19 protein-coding genes and 5 tRNA genes are annotated in these 22,361 nt (G+C 56.1%); 9 read left to right on the top strand and 15 right to left on the bottom strand.

Going from position 1 to position 22,361, the window contains the following annotated elements:
• From BMW97_RS19950 to BMW97_RS19930, 5 genes are all read right to left on the bottom strand, one after another.
• A partial coding sequence (locus tag BMW97_RS19950) for a GTP-binding protein (protein ID WP_004929415.1) occupies positions 1-194 on the bottom strand: 194 nt, incomplete at its 3' end.
• 118 nt (positions 195-312) lie between these two features.
• Positions 313-388: transfer RNA gene (locus BMW97_RS19945), tRNA-Thr, on the bottom strand.
• A 6-nt stretch (positions 389-394) separates the two neighbouring features.
• Positions 395-469 (bottom strand) — tRNA-Gly (locus BMW97_RS19940).
• Positions 470-586: 117 nt separating this feature from the next.
• Positions 587-671: transfer RNA gene (locus BMW97_RS19935), tRNA-Tyr, on the bottom strand.
• Positions 672-679: 8 nt separating this feature from the next.
• Positions 680-755 (bottom strand) — tRNA-Thr (locus BMW97_RS19930).
• Positions 756-1,072: 317 nt separating this feature from the next.
• On the opposite strand from BMW97_RS19930, the gene coaA reads away from it, so the two are divergent.
• Entirely contained in the window at positions 1,073-2,023 is a 951-nt protein-coding gene (coaA, locus tag BMW97_RS19925) for a type I pantothenate kinase (RefSeq protein ID WP_021242480.1), read from the top strand.
• A gap of 43 nt (positions 2,024-2,066) precedes the next feature.
• Here coaA and dppF read toward each other — a convergent pair whose 3' ends face one another.
• The 9 genes from dppF to BMW97_RS19875 form a co-directional block, all read right to left on the bottom strand.
• Complete coding sequence (dppF, locus tag BMW97_RS19920; RefSeq protein WP_008502773.1) at positions 2,067-3,080, bottom strand: dipeptide ABC transporter ATP-binding subunit DppF; 1,014 nt, start codon at positions 3,078-3,080, stop codon at positions 2,067-2,069.
• The gene (gene dppD, locus BMW97_RS19915) at positions 3,077-4,060 is read right to left on the bottom strand and encodes a dipeptide ABC transporter ATP-binding protein (protein WP_008502772.1); all 984 of its coding nucleotides are present in this window, start codon (positions 4,058-4,060) and stop codon (positions 3,077-3,079) included. The genes dppF and dppD overlap by 4 nt, the downstream gene beginning before the upstream one ends.
• Before the next feature lie 10 nt (positions 4,061-4,070).
• Complete coding sequence (gene dppC / locus BMW97_RS19910; protein ID WP_008502771.1) at positions 4,071-4,973, bottom strand: dipeptide ABC transporter permease DppC; 903 nt, start codon at positions 4,971-4,973, stop codon at positions 4,071-4,073.
• 9 nt (positions 4,974-4,982) lie between these two features.
• Positions 4,983-6,002 carry a dipeptide ABC transporter permease DppB gene (gene dppB / locus BMW97_RS19905; protein ID WP_008502770.1) on the bottom strand — a complete coding sequence of 340 codons (1,020 nt, stop codon included), beginning with the start codon at positions 6,000-6,002 and terminating at the stop codon, positions 4,983-4,985.
• A gap of 177 nt (positions 6,003-6,179) precedes the next feature.
• Positions 6,180-7,787, bottom strand: coding sequence for a dipeptide ABC transporter periplasmic-binding protein DppA (gene dppA / locus BMW97_RS19900; RefSeq protein ID WP_045907856.1), 1,608 nt, complete (start codon positions 7,785-7,787; stop codon positions 6,180-6,182).
• Between the two features lie 620 nt (positions 7,788-8,407).
• Positions 8,408-8,484 (bottom strand) — tRNA-Pro (locus BMW97_RS19890).
• Positions 8,485-8,575: 91 nt separating this feature from the next.
• Positions 8,576-10,267 carry a kdo(2)-lipid A phosphoethanolamine 7''-transferase gene (eptB, locus tag BMW97_RS19885; RefSeq protein WP_045907857.1) on the bottom strand — a complete coding sequence of 564 codons (1,692 nt, stop codon included), beginning with the start codon at positions 10,265-10,267 and terminating at the stop codon, positions 8,576-8,578.
• Between the two features lie 256 nt (positions 10,268-10,523).
• The gene (locus tag BMW97_RS19880) at positions 10,524-11,726 is read right to left on the bottom strand and encodes an L-lactate MFS transporter (RefSeq protein ID WP_008502767.1); all 1,203 of its coding nucleotides are present in this window, start codon (positions 11,724-11,726) and stop codon (positions 10,524-10,526) included.
• A 238-nt stretch (positions 11,727-11,964) separates the two neighbouring features.
• Complete coding sequence (locus tag BMW97_RS19875) at positions 11,965-12,663, bottom strand: autotransporter domain-containing protein (RefSeq protein ID WP_045907858.1); 699 nt, start codon at positions 12,661-12,663, stop codon at positions 11,965-11,967.
• 153 nt (positions 12,664-12,816) lie between these two features.
• Between BMW97_RS19875 and tag the strand changes: the two genes are divergently transcribed.
• Positions 12,817-13,398: a DNA-3-methyladenine glycosylase I gene (gene tag / locus BMW97_RS19870; protein ID WP_045907859.1), complete on the top strand. Its 582-nt coding sequence runs from the start codon at positions 12,817-12,819 to the stop codon at positions 13,396-13,398.
• A complete protein-coding gene (locus tag BMW97_RS19865) occupies positions 13,376-13,822 on the top strand; it encodes an N-acetyltransferase (RefSeq protein ID WP_045907860.1) in 447 nt (148 codons plus the stop codon). Before tag ends, BMW97_RS19865 begins: the two co-directional genes overlap by 23 nt.
• Here the strand turns inward: BMW97_RS19865 and BMW97_RS19860 are convergent.
• Positions 13,785-16,064, bottom strand: a complete 2,280-nt coding sequence (locus BMW97_RS19860) for a molybdopterin guanine dinucleotide-containing S/N-oxide reductase (RefSeq protein ID WP_045907951.1) — start codon at positions 16,062-16,064, stop codon at positions 13,785-13,787. The genes BMW97_RS19865 and BMW97_RS19860 overlap by 38 nt on opposite strands.
• A gap of 211 nt (positions 16,065-16,275) precedes the next feature.
• Between BMW97_RS19860 and BMW97_RS19855 the strand changes: the two genes are divergently transcribed.
• From BMW97_RS19855 to ghrB, 6 genes are all read left to right on the top strand, one after another.
• Positions 16,276-16,938 carry an OmpA family lipoprotein gene (locus tag BMW97_RS19855; protein WP_024909080.1) on the top strand — a complete coding sequence of 221 codons (663 nt, stop codon included), beginning with the start codon at positions 16,276-16,278 and terminating at the stop codon, positions 16,936-16,938.
• A 179-nt stretch (positions 16,939-17,117) separates the two neighbouring features.
• Positions 17,118-18,134, top strand: a complete 1,017-nt coding sequence (locus tag BMW97_RS19850) for a LacI family DNA-binding transcriptional regulator (protein WP_045907861.1) — start codon at positions 17,118-17,120, stop codon at positions 18,132-18,134.
• A 103-nt stretch (positions 18,135-18,237) separates the two neighbouring features.
• Positions 18,238-18,987, top strand: coding sequence for a sugar phosphate isomerase/epimerase family protein (locus BMW97_RS19845; RefSeq protein WP_045907862.1), 750 nt, complete (start codon positions 18,238-18,240; stop codon positions 18,985-18,987).
• A gap of 3 nt (positions 18,988-18,990) precedes the next feature.
• On the top strand, positions 18,991-19,929 hold the full coding sequence (locus BMW97_RS19840; protein WP_045907863.1) for a sugar kinase: 939 nt from the start codon (positions 18,991-18,993) through the stop codon (positions 19,927-19,929).
• A 117-nt stretch (positions 19,930-20,046) separates the two neighbouring features.
• Positions 20,047-21,327 (top strand): MFS transporter, encoded by a 1,281-nt coding sequence (locus BMW97_RS19835; protein WP_045907864.1) that lies wholly within the window; start codon positions 20,047-20,049, stop codon positions 21,325-21,327.
• A gap of 28 nt (positions 21,328-21,355) precedes the next feature.
• Positions 21,356-22,330: a glyoxylate/hydroxypyruvate reductase GhrB gene (ghrB, locus tag BMW97_RS19830; RefSeq protein ID WP_045907865.1), complete on the top strand. Its 975-nt coding sequence runs from the start codon at positions 21,356-21,358 to the stop codon at positions 22,328-22,330.
• Positions 22,331-22,361: the final 31 nt, after the last annotated feature.

Genomic DNA, 22,361 nt, shown 5'->3' with positions numbered 1-22,361 from the left:
GTGTTGATGGTGATACCACGAGCTTTTTCTTCTGGTGCGTTATCGATCTGGTCGAATGCACGAGCAGAACCACCGTAGGTTTTTGCCAGAACGGTAGTGATTGCAGCGGTCAGCGTTGTTTTACCATGGTCAACGTGGCCGATAGTACCGACGTTAACGTGCGGTTTTGTACGTTCAAACTTTTCTTTAGACATCGATTGTCCCTCTAAGACACGGATAAATCGGTGATATCACCACATCAACCAGGCGAAATGCCTGAATTGTTGAATACAGTAAAATTGAAACAGAGAGAAACGGGAAGGAGAAGTGAAGTGGTGCTGATACCCAGAGTCGAACTGGGGACCTCACCCTTACCAAGGGTGCGCTCTACCAACTGAGCCATATCAGCACGTATTGGAGCGGGCAGCGGGAATCGAACCCGCATCATCAGCTTGGAAGGCTGAGGTAATAGCCATTATACGATGCCCGCATCCTGAAACTCGGCTACCCAGTTCTTTCTGTAACAAAAAAAGAGATTTCTCTCTTTTTCAGTTTGAGCTGGCTAATTTTTCCAACCAGCTCCGGCGGCATTTACGCTGCCAGAAAGTGGTGGTGGGGGAAGGATTCGAACCTTCGAAGTCTGTGACGGCAGATTTACAGTCTGCTCCCTTTGGCCGCTCGGGAACCCCACCGGACTTGATGGTGCCGACTACCGGAATCGAACTGGTGACCTACTGATTACAAGTCAGTTGCTCTACCTACTGAGCTAAGTCGGCATCAAGTAGCGCGCATTCTATGGATACCTGCGCGGTCATGCAACTAAAAATTTGCATAAAACGTTCTTTCGCTCACATTTTATGCGAACGAAGCGCTAAGCGCTGTAAAAGTAGTCATTGCGGGTCAAATAATCAACATGCACGCGTGATTTACACTATATACACCATAGCGTGACGGCTTCCGCGTAACGCAGCGCTATCCATCTTTTTTCTTATTATTCCTGCCATCTGGTGTTAACCTCCTGCCCATTGTCCAAAATTAACTGTGTGATGAGCCACGATCCGGCAGTATAGCGCTGGCTCACTGAAGCATGCTTATGAGCAAAAAAGAGCAAACGTTAATGACGCCTTATCTTCACTTTAACCGCAGCCAGTGGGCTGCCCTGCGTGATTCCGTCCCTATGACGCTGACGGAAGGTGAAATCGCACGGTTAAAAGGGATAAACGAAGATCTGTCCCTTGAAGAGGTGGCAGAAATTTATCTCCCCCTCTCTCGCTTGCTTAACTTCTATATCAGCTCGAACCTGCGTCGTCAGGCGGTGCTGGAGCAGTTTCTCGGGACGAACGGTCAACGCATTCCTTATATCATTAGTATCGCAGGCAGCGTGGCCGTGGGTAAAAGTACCACCGCACGCGTTCTGCAGGCGCTGTTGAGCCGCTGGCCGGAACACCGCAGCGTGGAGCTGATCACGACCGACGGCTTCCTGCATCCAAACGAAGTCTTAAAAGAACGCGGGCTGATGAAGAAGAAAGGCTTCCCGCTCTCTTATGATATGCACCGTCTGGTGAAATTTGTCTCCGACCTGAAATCCGGCGTGCCTCACGTGACAGCGCCGGTCTATTCGCACCTGATCTACGATCGCATCCCGGGTGGGGATAAAACGGTGGTCCAGCCGGATATTCTCATTCTGGAAGGTCTGAACGTGCTGCAAAGCGGCATGGACTATCCTCACGACCCGCATCACGTCTTTGTCTCGGATTTCGTCGATTTCTCTATTTACGTCGATGCGCCGGAAGACCTGCTGCAGAACTGGTACATCAACCGCTTCCTGAAGTTCCGTGAAGGGGCATTCACCGATCCGGACTCCTATTTCCACCACTATGCTCAGCTGTCTGAAGAAGAAGCGATCAATGTGGCGACGGGGCTGTGGAATGAGATCAACTACGTGAATCTCAAAGAGAACATCCTGCCGACGCGCGAGCGCGCGAGCCTGATCCTCACCAAGAGCGAGAAGCACGCCGTCGACCAGATTCGCCTGCGGAAATAATAAAGCAGACATAAAAAAACCGGCTTAGCGCCGGTTTTTTTCGTTATGCATGTGGCTTCTCGCCATTTTCATCCTGATCGACCGCAAAGCAGGCCACCAGCTGGCCGCCATACTCCTTCAGTTGCGGCTGTAGCTGGGTGCAGGGGCCAAAGCGGCGGCTGCAGCGGGCATTGAATGCACATCCCGGCGGCGGATTCAGCGGGCTTGGCAGCTCTCCCGTCAGCTTAATACGCTCACGACGATCGTCCGGGTTCAGACGCGGCGTCGCGGACAGCAGCGCCTGGGTGTACGGGTGGCGAGGGTTATTAAAGATCTGGTCTTTGGTCCCCTTCTCCACGCAGCGCCCCAGATACATCACCATCACTTCATCGGCAATATGCTCCACCACCGACAGGTCGTGGGAGATGAACACGTAAGAGAGTCCCAGCTCCTGCTGCAGATCCATCATCAGGTTCAGCACCTGCGCACGCACGGAGACGTCGAGCGCCGACACCGGCTCGTCGGCAATCACCACGTCCGGGTCAAGCATCAGACCGCGTGCGATGGCGATACGCTGACGCTGGCCACCGGAGAACATATGCGGATAGCGGTCGTAATGCTCGGTTTTGAGGCCGACCTTCGCCATCATCGCCAGCGCTTTTTCACGGCGCTGCTCTTTGCTCAGATTGCTGTTAATCAGCAGCGGTTCTTCCAGAATCTGCCCCACTTTTTTACGCGGGTTCAAAGAACCATACGGGTTCTGGAACACAATCTGGATTTTCTGGCGACGCAGCTTCTGCGCTTGCGGATCGTGCTTGAGCAGATCCTGGCCCTGATAATAAAGTTCACCGCCGGTCGGCACTTCAATCATCGTCAGCAGACGGCCCAGCGTCGATTTCCCGCAGCCTGACTCTCCCACCACCGCCAGCGTTTTACCGCGTTCGAGGTTAAAGGAGACGCCGTCCAGCGCTTTCACCAGGCGTTCAGGGGCAAACAGTCCCTTCTTCACCGGGTAATATTTTTTCAGGTCGATGGCCTGCAACAGCGGCTGTTGCGTGGTGGCCTGTTGCGTACTCATAGTGTTGGCCTCCCGGCATCATCGAGTGGGTAGTGGCATTTCGACTGACGACCGTCAGCCAGCTGGTTCAACTCTGGCTCTTCCGCCCGGCATTTGTCCGTCGCATACGGACAGCGCGGATTGAGCAGACAGCCCTGCGGACGGTCATATTTACCCGGCACCACACCCGGCAGCGATGCCAGACGCGCTTTATCCTGAGCAAACTCCGGCAGCGCGCGTAAAAGCGCCTGGGTATACGGGTGACGCGGCGCGCGGAAGATATCGTGCGAATTTCCGGTCTCGACCACCTGGCCGGCATACATCACGATGATTTTGTGCGCGGCTTCGGCCACCAGCGCCAGATCGTGCGTAATCAGCACCAGCGCCATATTCTCTTTTTGCTGCAGCTCCAGCAGCAGCTCGATGATTTGTGCCTGAATGGTCACATCCAGCGCCGTCGTCGGTTCATCCGCAATCAGCAGCTTTGGCCGACAGGCAATTGCCATGGCGATCATCACGCGCTGGCTCATCCCGCCGGAAAGCTGGTGCGGGTAAACGTCCAGACGCGAAGCCGGGTCAGGAATACCCACCTGGTTCAGCAGATCGATCGCCCGCTGACGACGGGTTTTCTTATTCCCGCCCTGGTGCACCTTAATCGCTTCCATAATCTGGAAACCGACGGTGTAGCACGGGTTCAGGCTGGTCATCGGATCCTGGAAAATCATCGCCACTTCCGCGCCCACCAGCTGGCGGCGCTGTTTTTCAGAAATTCGCTTCAGGTCCTGACCGTTGAACTGCAGGTTTTCCGCCATCACGCGGCCCGGGTAATCAATCAGCCCCATGATCGCCAGCGAGCTGACGGATTTACCGGAACCGGACTCCCCAACGATACCCACCACTTCGCCCTGATTGACGCTGTAGCTGATGCGGTCCACGGCGCGAAACGGGGTGCCTTCATCGCCGAAGTGCACCGATAATTTATCTACATTTAATAACGCCATCTCGTGCCTCTTACTGCTTCAGTTTGGGATCAAGCGCATCACGCAGGCCATCACCCATCAGGTTAAATGCCAGCACCGTCAGCAGGATTGCCAGACCCGGGAAGGTGACAACCCACCAGGCGCTTTGTGCGAACTGCAACACGTCGGAGAGCATGGTGCCCCACTCCGGTGTTGGCGGCTGCGCACCCATGCCCAGGAAGCCAAGAGCGGCCATATCAAGAATGGCGTTAGAGAAACCGAGCGACGCCTGAACAATCAGCGGCGCAAGGCAGTTCGGGAAGATATTGACAAACATCTGGCGCATCGCACCGGCCCCCGCTACGCGAGACGCCGTGACGTAGTCGCGGTTCACTTCCACCAGCACCGCCGCGCGGGTTAAACGCACGTAGTGAGGAAGCGCCACGAACGTCAGCGCCAGGGCGGCGTTACCGATCGACGGCCCGAAGATCGCCACCAGCACCAGCGCCAGCAACAGGCTTGGCAGCGCCAGCATGATGTCGACGATACGCATGATGATGTTATCAACAATGCCGCCGAAGTAACCGGCAACCAGACCCAGTACGATCCCCATAATCAGGGATAACACCACCACCAGACAGCCGACCAGCAGCGACAGGCGCGCACCGTACATCAGACGCGACAGCACATCGCGGCCCACATCATCGGTCCCCAGCAGGTGCGCCAGGCTACCGCCGTCCTGCCAGGCAGGCGGGGCGAGCAGCGCATCGCGGAACTGGTCCGCCGGGTTATACGGCGCGAGGACGTTCGCAAATACCGCAATCAGGATCATGATAGCGACATACACCAGCCCCACCACCGCGCCTTTGTTGCGCTTGAAGTAGTGCCAGAACTCCTGCATCGGCGTCATCGGAACCGGTGCAGCAACAACTTTGTTTTCAGAAACCTGTGACATGATGGCCCCTTACTTCTTATGACGAATACGCGGGTTCACCACGCCGTACAGCAAATCGACCAGCAGGTTGACGAGGATAATCATCGTCGCGACCAGCAATACACCGCCCTGCACAACCGGATAGTCACGGCGCTGCAGCGCGTCAATCAGCCAGCGGCCCAGGCCCGGCCAGGAGAAGATGGTTTCGGTCAGGATCGCCCCCGCCAGCAACGTCCCCACCTGGAGACCGATAACGGTCACTACCGGCAGCATGGCGTTACGCAGCGCATGGACGATGATGACGCGCATACGCGTCAGGCCCTTGGCGCGGGCGGTGCGGATGTAATCCTCACCCAGCACTTCCAGCATCGATGAACGGGTCATACGGACGATCACCGCCAGAGGAATGGTGCCCAGCACCATGGCAGGCAGGATCATATGCGCGACGGCATCCATGAAGTTGCCCTCTTCACCCCAGATAGCCGTATCAATCAGCATAAAGCCGGTGAGCGGGTTGGAGTCGTCCAGGAAGACCATATCGCTGACGCGCCCGGAAACTGGTGTCAGGTTAAGCTGCACCGAGACCAGCATGATCAGCATCATGCCCCACCAGAAGATAGGCATGGAGTAGCCGGTCAGCGCGAGGCCCACGGCGGTATGGTCAAAAATAGAGCCACGCTTGACGGCAGCCAGTACCCCAACAGGGATACCCACCGCGGTGGCGAAAATCATGGCGCAGACGCCAAGCTCCAGTGTCGCTTTAAAACGCGGCACGAACTCGTCCCACACCGGAAGACGGCTTTTCAACGAAATCCCTAAATCACCGTGCAGCACGCCCCAGATATAGTGGAGATACTGCTGCCACATCGGCTTATCGAGACCGAGTTCAGCCAGCAGCTGTGCATGGCGCTCAGGGGAAATACCACGCTCGCCCGCCATAATCATTACCGGGTCGCCGGGGATCATATGGACGAAGGCAAAAGTGAGAAGGGTGATACCGATAAACGTGGGGATAACAAGTCCCAGACGTCGGAGGATGAACTGCAACATAACCCGGATTCTCTCTGATGACGCACGACCAGTGGCGTGACGTCTGTATTGCTCACAAATCTTATCCCCTCTCCTTTCAGAGAGAGAATTAAGCACTGCTGCCGGGTGGCGCTACGCTTACCCGACCTACAGACCGTAGGCCAGTGCAAGCGCAGCGCCGCCTGGCGTTGCTTTTAATTATTCAACCGATACGTTTTCGAAGTGGTGTTTGCCCAGTGGATCAACCACGTAGCCTTTCACTTCTTTACGCACTGGCTCGTACACGGTGGAGTGAGCAACAATCAGCGCCGGAGCCTGATCGTGCATAACAACCTGTGCCTGCTTGTACAGTTCAATACGTTTGTTGTGATCGTCGGTCGCACGCGCCGGCTGGATCAGGTCTTCAAACGGCTTGTAGCACCAGCGAGAGTAGTTAGAACCGTCTTTTGCCGCCGCGCAGCTGAACAGGGTGGCGAAGAAGTTGTCCGGATCCCCGTTATCACCGGTCCAGCCCATCATGACTGCCTGGTGCTCACCTGCTTTGGCACGCTTCAGGTACTCGCCCCACTCGTAGGTCACAATCTTGGCCTGAACGCCAATCTTCGCCCAGTCAGCCTGAACCATTTCTGCCATACGGCGTGCGTTCGGGTTGTACGGACGCTGTACCGGCATCGCCCACAGCTCGACGGTGAAGCCTTTATCCTGGCCCGCTTCTTTCAGCAGCGCTTTCGCTTTCTCAGGATCGTAGGAGTAGTCTTTAACGTCGTCGTTATAGCCCCACATGGTTGGTGGGATCAGGTTTTTGGCTGCAACGCCAGCGCCCTGGTAAACCGCCTTGATAATCGCTTCTTTGTTCACCGCGTAGGTCAGCGCCTGACGCACTTTCACGTCATCAAACGGTTTCTTCTCGGTGTTGAAGGAGAGATAGCCCACGTTCAGGCCAGCCTGCTCCAGCAGGTTGATGTTCTTGTCCTGCTTCATGCGGGCGATGTCTGCCGGGTTCGGGTATGGCATCACCTGGCATTCGTTTTTCTGCAGTTTTGCATAACGTACGGACGCATCTGGCGTGATGGAGAAGACCAGACGGTCAATCTTCGGCTTGGTGCCCCAGTAGCCTTCGAACGCTTTATACAGAATACGGGAGTCTTTCTGGTACTGCAGCAGCTGGAATGGACCGGTACCGATTGGGTTCAGGTCGACTTTCTCCGGCGTACCGGCTTTCAGCATGTTGTCCGCGTACTCTTTGGACAGAATAGAGGCGAAGTCCATGGCCAGGTCAGCCAGGAACGGCGCTTCAGGACGCGTCAGCACGAACTGAACGGTATTATCGTCCACTTTTTTCACTTCAGAGATCAGATCCGGCAGGCCCATCCCTTCGAAGTATTCATAGCTGCCGCCAGAGACTTTGTGGTACGGGTTCTGGGCGTTTTTCTGACGGTCGAAGGAGAACACAACGTCGTCGGCATTAAAGTCGCGCGTTGGTTTGAAATCTTTGCTGTCCTGCCACTTCACGCCCTGGCGCAGGTGGAAGGTATAGGTTTTACCGTCTTCGCTGACGTCCCACTTCTCAGCCAGACCCGGAATCACTTCCGTGGTGCCAGTTTTGAATTCAACCAGACGGTTATAGATCGGTACAGAGCTTGCGTCGTACGTCGTACCAGAGGTAAAGAGCTGTGGGTTAAAGCCTTCCGGCGAGCCTTCAGAACAGTAAACCAGGGTTTTTGCCTGTACGCTTGCTGCCACGGTCATAGCCACCAGGCTCAGACCAAGCTTCAGCATCCCTGACTTCTTCAAGGAAATACTCATTATTCTGCTCCAATGTGATGTTTTGCTTTGTTGTGTTACGCCGCCAGACCTTTATTTATTTTTTACCCGGTCCGGTCGGAGGTGCCCGAAGGCGTTAAAGGGATGGAGAATCCTTTCAGAAGAGCGTTTGAGTTGCAGCGCAGATCGTCCCTGAAATGCCCCTCATGCCCTACAATCTGTCAACAGAATGTGAAAACGTCAATACAGGTGACGGGGATTTACGCTGAGTGTGAGAAACCGCAAACAAAGATTAAAAAAACCATGAGCGCCAGTTTTCAGCAGGGAAATTTATGCTACTCGCCATGTTGCAGCACAACTCTCTCCCTATTTCGCCACAATCAGTGATTAACTTTTATTCAGAATGGGTAAATTTTCTTGCAGAATGGTGATTATCTGAGCACTAAATACCGCGAACGTTAAAACGCACAGCGAAAAATGCTGAGGTTATCCATAAGCAACGCGAAAAAAGATCAATCTATATATAAAAAAATACAATGGATTATGTCACAAAATCGTTAACAGACAGGGAGAAGCCAGTCTAACAGGCGTTTTGGATACTCTGGTGAGATAAGGTCATAATGCAAAAAGGGCTAACCTTGCGGTTAGCCCTTTTCAGAATGTGGTCGGCGAGAGAGGATTCGAACCTCCGACCCACTGGTCCCAAACCAGTTGCGCTACCAAGCTGCGCTACTCGCCGAATGCGGAGCGCATCTTACTGCTGAGGTGCGCCCCCGTCAATCCCTTATTTTCAAAAAGCCATTCAACTGGCGATATTCTCGCCAGAGCAGCTACTGCGCGGCTTTTGCGCTGTTATCGGGGAGTTTACACCAGTTGTTGTTTTCGTTAATTCCACCATCCGGTGAGGTATAGCCGAGACAACCCATGATGGTGTCATACAGCTCAACGTGACGACGCGGCACCTTCATCTCCGCCTCTTTCTTCAGCTGAGCAAACATCTTCGCTTTCTCCGGGTCTTCCAGATACTTGTCGGACATCCACACCATCATTGGCACGCGGAACTGCTCCGGCGGCGCCATCTTGCGTGGCGTACCGTGCAGATGCTCGTATTCATTGATGGATTCACCGTGGTCCGCCGCATAGAAGACGATCGCTTTCTTATCACGAACCTGGTCAATCACCGTATCAATAAAGTGATCCACATACATTACGGAGTTGTCGTAGGAGTTAATCAGCTGCGCTTTGGTGCAGTCTTTATCCACCCCGACACATTCCGGCGTCCATTTGGCAAAGCTACGCGGATAGCGTTGGGTGTAATTAAAGTGCGACCCTTTGGTATGCAGGATGATCATGTGCTTGCCATCAGGCTTACCGTTGAGGGAGAGTTTCATCTCATCAATCAGCAGCATGTCATCGACAGGTTTTCCACGGTTGCGCGCCTCTGCGCCAATCTGCTCGCGGTAGGAAATGTTTTGCGCCATGGTGTTGCTGTAGAACCACATCTCGCTCTGCATCGCATAGAGGTCAGACGTAAATCCAAGCTGATGCAGCACCGAGAAGACGTTTTGCTCTTTCAGCGTACGCTGCGGGTTGTCGCTCGCCCCGCCCTCGCGCACAAACATGCAGCGCAGGGAGAGCTTGGTGGCGGTATCACAGGAATAGCCACGATAGGCAATCAGGTTCTTTTCCTGCGCCAGTTTCGGCGTGGTATCTCGGTTATAGCCGAGAATGCCCATATGATCCCAGCGCGTGGTCTCTCCGATAATAAAGACGACGTAGGTATCGTCGATATCTTTTGGCGCAACATAGGTAAATTTCTTCGCCGGGTTTATCAGCGACTTATTATCCGAGGATTCATCCACCTGCGCCCACGCATACAGCCCCAGCGCGGAGATCCAGTTAGACGGCAAATACGAGTTGGCGACCACACCGCCATAGCTTGGCAGATCCACGCCGGAGGTACGCTCATCATTCTTCTGCTTCACTTCCAGCAGGCGAATCGGCCCCCAGACCATCAGGCCCGCCAGCAGCACCACGGCGACGCTTCTGAATCGCTTTCCGGGCGTGCGGATCTGGTGAACCAGCGTGTAGCGGCAGCGGTTGCTCCAGATGAGCAGCAGCGGCAAGGCGCTGACGGCCACCAGCCAGAGAATAAAGTGGAGCCCTACAACCTCTTTAGAGAGGTCGATATCCGTGGTCATCACCGAGGCAATAATGCCGTAGCCAATCACCACGTTCATAAAGGTCATGTAATAGCTGGCACCCGCCGAGCACAGCACGATAAACGTTGCCAGCACTCGCCACACGCGACGGCCAAACAGGGTAAGAATACGGAATAAAAAGAAGGTGACCAGTACCGCAGCGACCAATTCGACAACCGCTGCAATTCCTTTCCAGACGGTAAAATCATGCGCATAACCGTCAAACCGACGAAAAAAAACTGCGCCATTCATAAACAGGCCGATGTACAACGCCAGCAAAAAGCAGAGCTTTTGTTGCGCCATCGATTTAATGTATTTCATGCAAGCTACCCGGAACAAGGGACAGTACCACCGCCCACGCTGATTATTACGTGGGCAGATTACATATACGCACAGGGGATCGTTCAGTGAAACGACGACAGGCGTGGTAAGTAGACCACAGAGGAAGGGAAAAGTGGCAGCAGAGTGTGTGATAGGTACAGTTATTTACAAAAAACACTTCAGGAATTTGACAACGCCAGCAAAGCCTCGGTCTTCACATAAGAAACAGGCCGGATAACCGGCCTTATTTAACGTCTCAGGCGTGCACCTCTTTGAAGACTTCACGCTGCGGCTGACGAATCGTCGTGGACAGCGCCAGCGAGATAATCAGCAAGGCAAAGATCACGCAGAAGGTCACGTAGAATCCGCCGAACAGGGAGGCAATCAGCGAGCCGCAGATACTGCCAATCCCGAAGCCCAGATAGATAACCCCATAGTTTTTCGCCAGATTGTTCAGGCCAAAGAACTCGCTCACCAGTGACGGGAAGACGGTAATGGTGCCGCCGAAGTTAAAGGCCACGCAGGCAATCGCCGCGAAGAAGGTGGCTTCATTCAGCGGAGCAAACAGCAGCGCCGCCATACCGACCAGCGAGACCACCTGGCCAATCGTAATCACGCGGATGCGGGCAATTTTGTCAGACAGAATACCGAGGACCAGACGACCCGAGAGGTTAGCAATGGAGATCACGGTTACCGCGTTGGCCGCCGTGGCTGCATCCAGTTTCACCATCCCCTGCGCGATATCTTTCGCCACGCCGATGACATACAGACCGCTCATGCAGGCCGTCAGGAACATCACCGCCAGCATCCAGTACTGTGGCTTACGCATGGACTGCGCGAGGGTGAAGTCGTTCTCCACCACGCCGTTTACAGATTTCACTTCCTGCTGCGGCGCATCTTTCATCAGCGTGGCGCCGAACAGAATCATCACCAGCACGATAGCGCCCCAGATCATGAAGGTTTTTTCGAGACCGACGGACGCCAGCAGATGGGCGTCGATAAATTTGAACCCGAGGCTGCCCAAACCGTAAGAACCAATGGCAAACGCCGAGATTAAGCCTTTACGTTCCGGGAACCACTTCACGCAGTTTGACAGCGTCAGCAGATACCCCGCACCGTCCGCCAGCCCCACCAGCACGCCAGCGCTTAGCCACAACATCATCAGGTTGCTGGAATGCGCGGTCAGGAAAAAGCCCAGCCCCAGCAGGATGCCGGACGCCATTGTCACGCGCTTCACGCCAAAACGCTCCTGCAGCTTACCCGCGACGGAAGATGAAATCGCCAGACCCAGACTCAGCAAACCAAAGGAGAACGCGACCTGGCTGACCGGGGCGCCGAGTTTGTCGGAAAGCGCGCTGTTAAACAGGCTCCAGGTATAGACCGACCCCAGCGCAAACTGAGTGACGATGGTACCAAAGAGCGTGAGCCAGCGCGTGCGGTTATAGGTTGATGTGTTCATGGCAGTTGTCCTGCAAGAGAAATTAAGGAAGTTCGCTGAGGACAACGATAAACAAAACCTTAATATGCCTGGGGTAAAACGGCATGAAATGCAGGCGGAACGGAATGAAATGCCTGGAATCGGGAATGAATGACCTGGCACGGGAATAAAGCGATAGCGTGTTAGTACCTGCTATCGCTGTAAACCCTGTGGTTGTTGTATTCGAGATGTTACCGTAACGTTTAAAAAAGTAACAACTCTAGAAATTCGCGCTGACGCCGAGGGTGTATAAAAACTCCTCACCGGTAGTGGTATGCTCCCCCTGAGCCAGCGACGCATAGGCCGCCATGTGCGTATTAAAGGGAATATCCGTTCCTACGGTGACATCCATCCAGCTACCGTTTTGAGCAGGGGCGGGCGTTTGTGGCATACCAAACTGCGATTTCCACTGATTTTCACCAAACTGCTGGTTATAGCTGATCTGCGCCCAGGGCCGGAGGTCGCCGTACTGGGTATTCACGCGCCACCCCAGCGTGCTGATGCTGGCATGCCAGAGCGGGTCCGTGACTGACTGTGTCGACGCGCTATCCCCAAACTCGTTGATCATCATGGGAGCCGTGCCGTCATAACGCCACGCCACCACCGGGCCAGTGGTGATGCGCGCTGAAACGGGAAAATTCCAGCCCACGCTCATCGCCCCCTCTGCCGTACTGCCAGACGGTATATTCAGGGTAAGACCCGGGGCGTTTTGCGAAGACTGAATACGCTCAGCGAGAATATCCTCATAGCGCGGTTGGTGATCCGCGTCCCATGTATAGCGTTCCGCCGTATTATTTTGGGCGTCTGAAACGATATATTCCTGTTGCCAGGCAGACGCTGTATTACAAAAAAACAGGCAGGCTGAAATTCCCACCAGGCCAGACACAGCATGGCGACCACTGATTTTTTTTATCATCATCAACGCGACCCCAGAGAGAGCCGAATTCGGCGATATTTGTCGTTATTCAGGAAGAGCTTATAGCCCTGTATTAACTATTGTCTTTATAGTAAACACGTCAAGCCGGTCAGAACGAATTTTTTGCAAAATCAGTATCAATAAGGGAGATGACGGATGGAACGTTGCGGTTGGGTAAGCCAGGATCAGCTTTATATCGACTATCACGATCGGGAATGGGGCGTGCCGGAAACGGATGGCAAAAAGCTCTTTGAGATGATCTGCCTTGAGGGCCAGCAGGCGGGGTTGTCATGGATTACGGTACTGAAGAAACGCGAAAATTACCGCAACGCCTTCCATCAGTTCGATCCCGTCGCCGTCGCCGCGATGACCGATGAGGACGTGGAACGACTGGTGCAGGATGCCGGCATCATCCGCCATCGCGGTAAGATCCAGGCCATCATCGGTAACGCACGGGCTTATCTGGCGATGGAGCAAAACGGCGAATCATTTTCAGATTTTGTCTGGACGTTTGTGAACAACACTCCGCAAGTCACGCAGGCCGCCACACTCGCGGACATCCCGGCCTCCACCCCAGCCTCGGATGCGCTCTCGAAGGCCCTGAAAAAACGCGGCTTTAAGTTTGTCGGCTCCACCATCTGCTACGCCTTTATGCAGGCCTGTGGCCTGGTCAACGACCACGTTACCGGCTGCTTCTGTCATCCGGGAGGCCATCATGATCCGCAAATGGCAAAGTGAAAATACCGCGCCGCTTCTGAGCCTGTGGCTTGAAAGCACCACAGAAGCGCATCCGTTTATCGCGCCGAATTACTGGAAAGAGAATGAGGCCATGGTGCGGGATGTTTACCTGCCCTCCGCTGAAACCTGGGTCTGGGAACAGGACGGCGAACCTTGCGGATTTATCAGCGTGATGCAGTCTCAGTTTGTCGGCGCCCTGTTTGTAGCGCCGTCATGCATCGGGAAAGGGATCGGGCGCGCGCTGCTGAACCATGTTCAACAGCGCTTTCCGCACTTAACCCTGGAGGTGTATCAGAAAAATGTCCGGGCGGTGAACTTCTACCATGCGCAGGGCTTTCGCATTGAAGACAGCGCCTGGCAGGATGACACCCAGCACCCGACGTGGATCATGAGCTGGCAGGCGGATCAAACGCCGTTAAGGTAAGCTCGGGACCCGTATATTTCTCGACCCAGGCCAGCGCCGTGTTTCCTGCGCAGCCATTCCCCAGCTTCGAGCTGGGGAGATCTTTGGTCAGCACGTTAACCGCCCCGTTTTTACAGATACCGCCTTCGGCGAGCTCAAGGTCAGGCCATGCGCCCTGATGAATGCAGATCACGCCCGGCTTAATCCCGTCGCTCACCACCGCCCCTGCCAGCACCTGCCCGCGTGAGTTCCAGACGCGCACCACGTCGCCGTCCGCAATCCCGCGCGCTTTCGCGTCGAGGGTATTCAGCGTGATCGGCTCTCGACCGGCGACCGCATACTGCTCGCGCAGGGAGGTATAGTTAAGCTGGCTGTGCAGACGGTGCGCGGGATGGGCAGACAACACCTGCAGCTGATCCGGCCGGGCGTTGCCGTGCCACTCGTCCGGCTCGAGCCACGTAGGATGCGGCGGGCAGTCAGCATAGCCAAAGCTGGCGATGCGCTCGCTGTAGATCACTATCTTTCCGCTCTCGGTTTTCAGCGGATGATTCTCCGGATCGCGTCGAAAATCAGCGAAACGAACAAACTGCGCGTTCTGTTCGCTCTCCGGCATTTCAATAATCTGGTTCGCCTCCCAGAACTCAGCAAATGGCGGAAGCGTCACGCCCTGCGCCGCGCCGCGCTGCCCGGCAATCTGGTAGAACGTCTCCAGCCATTGCAGATCGCTTTTCCCTTCAGTAAAACGCGCCCGACCGCCCGCTTCCCACAGTTCGCTCAGTTCAGCAAACACGTCAAAATCGTCACGCGCTTCATCACGCGGGGCGACAACGCGCTTCATCGGGACCATATGCTGATTGCTGTAGTCGCCGGTCATGGTGAGATCGTTACGCTCAAACGAGGTGGTCGCCGGGAGGACGATATCGGCGTGTTTCGCCGAAGCGGTCCAGAAGCACTCTGAAATCACCACCAGCTCCGGCTTCTGCCAGGCGCGGATCAGGCGATTGGTATCCTGATGGTGCGTGAAGTTTGACCCGCCCGCCCACCAGACAAATTTAATATCCGGGAAGTGGCGGTCCAGACCATTGTGCTGATAAAAACCGCCCGGATTTTCCAGGGCTTCAACAATACGCGCCACCGGGATTTTATCCACCGCATCCACGCCGCCCTGCACCGAGCCCTGCAAAGACGCCAGCACCGCCGCTTTACGCGTGGGGTTACCGCCATTGGCAAAATGATAGGAGAGACCAAAACCGCCGCCCGGCGTACCGATCTGCCCAAGCATCGCGGCAAGGGTCACCAGCATCCAGTGTTTCTGCTCGCCAAACTGCTGGCGTTGCATCCCCCAGCCGGACATTAACATCGTGGCATTTTTATGGAATAACGCCGCCAGTTCGCGGAGTTTATCCGCAGGAACACCGCAAATCTCTGCTGCCCACTCTGCCGTTTTCGCCACGCCATCGGACTGGCCAGTCAGGTAGTGGGCGAACTTATCGAAGCCGGTGGTACAGCGCGTCAGGAATTCGACATCGTGCCAGCCGTTTTCCACCAGCGTATGGGCGATACCCAGCATCATTGCCACGTCGGTGCCCATATGCGGGGCAACCCACTCGGCGCTGTCGCCGAAGAAATCCAGGGTTTCAGAGCGCATCGGGTCAATGCAGATGATGCGCTTGCCGCTTTTGCGCAGCGCGTCGAAATAGCCAATGCCCTGCTCGTCGCTGGCATTCCAGGCAATTTTCAACGTGTTAAGAGGGTTAGCGCTCCACAGCACCACCACATCGGTATGCGCCAGCACCAGCGGCCAGCTGGTCTGCTGCTGATACACTTCGTTCCCGCCCACGACGTACGGCATGATCGCCTGCGCCGCACCGGTGGAGTAATCCCCCAGATGACCGGTATAGCCTCCCGCCAGGCTCATATAGCGCTGCAGCAGCGTCGACGCCTTATGCAGCACCCCATTAGAGCGCCAGCCGTAGGACCCGGCGAAAATCGACGACGGACCGTAACTGTCGCGAATGCGCTTGTGCTGGGTGTGGATCAGCGCCAGCGCGTCATCCCAGCTCACGCGAACAAACTCATCCTGCCCACGAATACCCTGCGGCTTGTCCGGCGAGGCCAGAAAACCTTTACGCACCATCGGCCAGCGCACGCGCGTTTTGCTATGCACCTGATCGCGAACGACGGTCTGTAAAGAGTTGGGATGTTGTGTTGGCAATGCTCCGCGAGATGACAGAACGTTTTCGCCGTCGGTTTCGACCAGCATCGGCCCCCAGTGGGCGGCGGTCAGAATGGTTTTCGTTGAGGTGCTCAAGCGTGCGCTCCTGGTTGCGTGCAGGTTTACGGCCTTCTTGTTGAGGCCGTTTATGGTTTGTCACAAATTTCAGAGTTATACCCGGAATTTTCTCCGTATCTGGACGTCATAATCAACTGCCACGCTCGCCGTGGCAAAGAATAAAAAGGATTAAGGAAAGAAGATGAAAAAACGCGTACTCGTTATTGCCGCTCTGGTGAGCGGTGCCCTGGCTGTTTCTGGCTGCACAACCAACCCTTACACCGGTGAACGCGAAGCGGGTAAATCCGGCATTGGCGCGGGTATCGGCTCGCTGGTCGGCGCAGGCGTTGGGGCGCTCTCCTCCTCCAAGAAAGACCGCGGCAAAGGCGCGCTGATTGGCGCAGCGGCGGGCGCAGCGCTGGGCGGCGGCGTAGGCTATTACATGGACGTGCAGGAAGCGAAGCTGCGCGACAAAATGAAGGGAACCGGCGTGAGCGTGACGCGCAGCGGCGATAACATCATCCTGAACATGCCGAACAACGTGACCTTCGACAGCAGCAGCGCAACGCTGAAACCGGCTGGCGCGAATACCCTGACCGGCGTGGCGATGGTGCTGAAAGAGTACAATAAGACTGCGGTGAACGTGATGGGCTACACCGACAGCACCGGCAGCCAGGATCTGAACATGCGTCTGTCCCAGCAGCGCGCCGATGCCGTGGCCAGCTCACTCATCACCCAGGGCGTTGAAGCAAACCGCATCCGCACCAGCGGCATGGGCCCTGCCAACCCTATCGCCAGCAACAGCACGGCGGAAGGCAAAGCGCAGAACCGCCGTGTTGAGATTACGTTAAGCCCAATTCAGTAGGTAAAAGCAAAACGGCAACCCCGTTGCCGTTTTTAGTGTTTGCGCCCTCTCCCGTGGGAGAGGGTTGGGGTGAGGGCATCAGACCGCAACCTCCGGTAAGCGCAGCGCCACCGGGCAAATTACTTGATTCGTCCGATTTTCCCGCTAAGGTATTCTCACTAAATTCAGGGAAATCAGTGATGAGCAAACCAGCCCGGGCCACCATCAGCGACGTGGCGAAAGCCGCCAAAACCGGTAAAACCAGCATTTCGCGCTATCTTAACGGCGAGAAACACCTGCTGTCCGATGCGTTGCTGGCGCGTATTGAACAGGCCATTGCCGATCTCGACTACCGTCCCAGCCTCATGGCGCGCGGGCTCAAACGCGGCCGCACCCGCCTTATCGGGCTGATCATCGCCGATATCACCAACCCCTACTCCGTGAACGTGCTCAGCGGTATCGAAGCCGCCTGTCGCGAGAAAGGCTTTACGCCGCTGGTCTGTAATACCAACAACGAAGTCGACCAGGAACTGCATTATCTCGACCTGCTGCGCAGCTATCAGGTGGAAGGGATTGTGGTCAACGCGGTAGGCATGCGTGAAGAAGGATTAAATCGCCTGCAGCAATCCTCCCTGCCCATGGTCCTCATCGACCGTAAAATCCCGGAATTTGCCTGCGACGTGGTCGGGCTGGACAACACCCAGGCCGCGACGACCGCCACCGAACATCTGATTGAACAGGGCTTCGAGGCCATTCTGTTTCTGAGTGAACCGCTGGGGATGGTCAACACCCGTCGTGAACGCCTGAGCGCATTTCGCGCCACGCTGGAGCGTTATCCCGGCGTGATCGCCGAAAATGCCGAAACGCCGCTGCACGAAGCCGCGCAGCTCGACAACACCCTGCGTCAGTTCCACATGCGCCATCGTGGGATGCGAAAAGCCGTTATCTCCGCCAACGGGGCGTTGACCCTGCAGGTTGCCCGCTCGCTCAAGCGCATTGGCCTGCACTGGGGCAGCGACATTGGTCTGCTGGGATTCGATGAACTGGAGTGGGCGGAACTGGCTGGCGTAGGCATTACCACCCTCAAACAACCCACCTGGCAGATTGGCTATGCTGCTGTTGAACAAGTGGTTCGTCGTATTGAAGGCACCAGCGATGCCGTTCGCGAGCAGGTCTTCTCCGGTGAACTGATCGTTCGTGGCTCTACCGCGCGTTAAATTTCCCTTGTGATAGCGATCATAAATTCATCATCCTGACCTTTTCTTTGGAACCGGTTCCATCTAGCGTAATAGTATTGATATGTTGCGATGGAGTCCGAAGATGGGCAGAAAAATTATGGTGGTCACCGCCGCGTACGGTGCGGAACAGGTGCGGCAGGCGGGAGGTCAACGGGCGATGCTCCCTGTTATTGCTGGCGCGGGGGCAGACGGCGTGGAGATCCGCCGCGAGCTGTTCAACAGCGAAGAGCTGCTGGCGCTGCCTGCGCTGGGCGAATCCATTGAGCTGCTGGGCCTGCTGGCGTGCTACTCCGCACCCGCAGCCCTGTTTATGCCTGACGGCACCCTCAACCCGGACCTGCCCCACTATCTCTCTGAAGCCAACACCCTGAACGCCCTGTGGCTGAAGGTTTCCCTCGGCCATTTCAGCGACACGCAACCGCTCGACGCCCTGCGTACGCTATTGAACACCAGCGGAATGGCGCTGGTCGTGGAGAACGATCAGACCGACTGCGGACAGCTCGCGCCCATGCAGCGCTTCCAGGCCGCCTGTCGGGAAATGGCGCTCCCCGTCACGCTGACCTTCGACATGGGGAACTGGCTGTGGGTGGGCGACTCGCCGGAAGAGGCCGCGCGTCATCTGGCCTCTGCAGTGAGCTATATCCACGTGAAAGCCGCCGTGCCGCATAAAGATAACTTCCGCGCCGTCGCACCGGACCGCGCCGATGCACGCTGGCTGGATCTGCTCGGCCAGCTGCCTGCCGATGCCCCGCGCGGTATCGAATTCCCGCTGGAAGGGTCGGATTTAACCGCCGTTACCCGCCATTACGTCAACCTGCTGCGCGAGGAGTAAACCATGCACAAGACGCTGGATGTCATCACGATTGGTGAAGCCATGGCCATGTTTGTCGCCACCGAAACGGGTGAGCTGAGTGCGGTGGAGCACTTTATCAAACGCGTCGCAGGCGCAGAACTGAACGTCGCGACCGGCCTGGCGCGTCTCGGCCTGAACGTGGGCTGGGTCAGCCGCGTGGGGGATGACAGCTTTGGCCATTTCGTTCTCGATTCGCTGAAAAAAGAGGGGATTGATGCCACTGGCGTCACCCTCGACGGACGCTTCCCTACCGGCTTTCAGCTTAAATCTAAGGTTGAAAATGGAACCGATCCCATCGTGGAGTATTTCCGTAAAGGCTCGGCCGCAAGCCACCTCTCTGTCGCGGATTACCACGCCGATTACTTTGCCTCCGCGCGCCATCTTCATCTGAGCGGCGTGGCAGCCGCGCTGTCTGCCAGCTCGTATGAACTGCTGGATCATGCGGCAGCTACCCTGAAAGCCCAGGGCAAAACGATCTCGTTCGATCCGAATTTGCGCCCGGTGCTGTGGAAAAGCGAAGCGGAAATGGTGGAGAAACTGAACCGTCTGGCGTTCAGGGCGGACTGGGTTCTGCCAGGCCTAAAAGAAGGGATGATCCTGACCGGCGAAAGCACGCCGGAAGGCATTGCTGACTTCTACCTGAATAAAGGGGTAAAAGCGGTGGTGCTGAAGACCGGTGCCGATGGCGCATGGTTTAAAACGGCCAACGGTGAACAGGGTGCGGTCGCGGCAGTGAAGGTCGAGAACGTGGTCGACACCGTCGGCGCGGGCGACGGCTTTGCCGTGGGCGTGATTAGCGCCCTGCTGGAAGGCAAAACGCTGCCGCAGGCCGTCGCGCGAGGCAACAAGATTGGCTCGCTGGCCATTCAGGTGCAGGGCGACAGCGAAGGATTACCAACGCGAGCACAGCTCGGCGTTTAAATTCTCTCTCCCTGTGGGAGAGGGCCAGGGTGAGGGCAGCAAGCCGCACCAAATAATTAAGCCACCGTGTACCCTACAGACAACGGCGGTAACAACCTCAACAACAGAGGCAAGCCTATGAACAGTTCGACCAATGCAGTAAAACGCTGGTGGTACATCATGCCAATCGTGTTTATCACGTATAGCCTGGCGTACCTTGACCGTGCCAACTTCAGCTTCGCGTCCGCAGCAGGGATCACCGAGGACCTCGGGATCACCAAAGGTATCTCCTCCCTGCTGGGTGCCCTTTTCTTCCTGGGTTACTTCTTCTTCCAGATCCCCGGCGCGATTTATGCGGAACGCCGCAGCGTGCGTAAGCTGATCTTCATCTGTCTGATCCTGTGGGGCGCCTGCGCGTCACTGACCGGCATGGTGAACAATATTCCTGCCCTGGCCGCCATTCGCTTTATCCTCGGCGTCGTTGAGGCGGCGGTTATGCCCGCGATGCTGATCTACATCAGCAACTGGTTTACCAAATCTGAGCGCTCGCGCGCGAATACCTTCCTGATCCTCGGTAACCCGGTCACGGTACTGTGGATGTCGGTGGTGTCGGGCTACCTGATCCAGTCCTTCGGCTGGCGCGAGATGTTTATCATTGAAGGGGTGCCGGCGATTATCTGGGCCTTCTGCTGGTGGGTGCTGGTGAAAGATAAACCTGCCCAGGCGAAGTGGCTTTCCGAAGATGAAAAAGCAGCGCTGCAGGCGCAACTGGATAAAGAACAGCAAGGTCTGAAGGCGGTACGTAACTATGGTGAAGCCTTCCGCTCGCGTAACGTGATCCTGCTCTGCGCACAGTATTTTACCTGGAGCATTGGCGTGTACGGCTTTGTGCTGTGGCTGCCGTCCATTATCCGCAGCGGCGGTGAAAACCTCGGCATGGTCGAAGTAGGCTGGCTGTCATCCGTACCGTATCTGGCGGCAACCATCGCGATGATTATCGTCTCCTGGGCGTCGGACAAGCTGCAGAACCGCAAGCTGTTTGTCTGGCCGCTGCTGCTGATTGCTGCCTTCGCCTTTATTGGCTCCTGGGCCGTGGGCGCAAACCACTTCTGGGTCTCTTATACGCTGCTGGTGATTGCCGGTGCCGCCATGTATGCCCCGTACGGACCGTTCTTCGCCATCATCCCCGAGATGCTGCCGCGTAACGTTGCGGGTGGCGCGATGGCACTGATTAACAGTATGGGTGCACTGGGTTCGTTCTGCGGCTCCTGGTTCGTGGGTTACCTGAACGGTGCCACCGGCAGTCCATCCGCATCGTACATCTTTATGGGGGTGGCGCTTTTCGCCTCGGTGTGGCTTACTCTGATTGTTAAGCCTGCTAATAATCAACAACACCCTGTCGGCGCTCGCCACGCCTGAATCCTTAAAAAAATCAACGGAGATTAGCATGAAGCCGTCCGTCATTTTGTATAAATCCCTGCCGGAAGATCTGCAGAAACGTCTTGAAGAGCACTTCACCGTCACGCAGGTGAAGAACCTGCGCCCGGAAACCGTGGCACAGCACGCCGACGCGTTCGCCAGCGCCGAAGGCCTGCTGGGTTCAAGCGAAAAAGTGGATGTCGCCCTGCTGGAGAAAATGCCGAAGCTTCGTGCTACCTCTACCGTTTCCGTGGGTTACGACAACTTCGACGTGGATGCCCTAAACGCCCGCAAGATCCTGCTGATGCATACGCCGCATGCCCTGACGGAAACCGTGGCCGATACGCTGATGGCGCTCATGCTCACCACGGCCCGTCGCGTGGTGGAAGTGGCTGAGCGCGTCAAAGCGGGTGAATGGATAAAGAGCATTGGTCCGGACTGGTTCGGTGTGGATGTTCACGGCAAAACGCTGGGCATTGTTGGCATGGGACGTATCGGGCTGGCGCTGGCGCAGCGCGCGCATTTTGGTTTTAACATGCCGATTCTGTATAACGCGCGTCGCCATCACAGTGAAGCCGAAGAACGCTTCAACGCCCGTTACTGCGAGCTGGATACCCTGCTGCAGGAAGCCGATTTTGTCTGCCTGGTTCTGCCGCTGACGAACGAAACCCGTCATCTGATCGGCAAAGAGGCGTTTGAAAAAATGAAGACGTCCGCCATTTTCATCAACGCGGGTCGTGGCCCGGTGGTGGATGAGAAGGCGCTGATTGAGGCCCTGCAAAACGGTGAGATCCATGCAGCAGGTCTGGACGTGTTTGAGCAGGAGCCGCTGCCGGTGGATTCGCCACTGCTTTCGCTGCCTAACGTGGTTGCCCTGCCCCACATCGGCTCAGCCACCCATGAGACGCGCTACAACATGGCGGCCACCGCGGTTGATAATCTGATTGCCGCATTAGGTGGAAAGGTGGAGATAAACTGCGTGAACCCGCAGGTGCAACGGTAGAAACGAAAAAACCCGCCAGAAGGCGGGTTTT

Source organism: Enterobacter sp. NFIX58, from assembly GCF_900110475.1.
Lineage (GTDB): Bacteria > Pseudomonadota > Gammaproteobacteria > Enterobacterales > Enterobacteriaceae > Enterobacter > Enterobacter quasiroggenkampii.
This window is presented reverse-complemented; position numbering and strand designations above follow the sequence as displayed.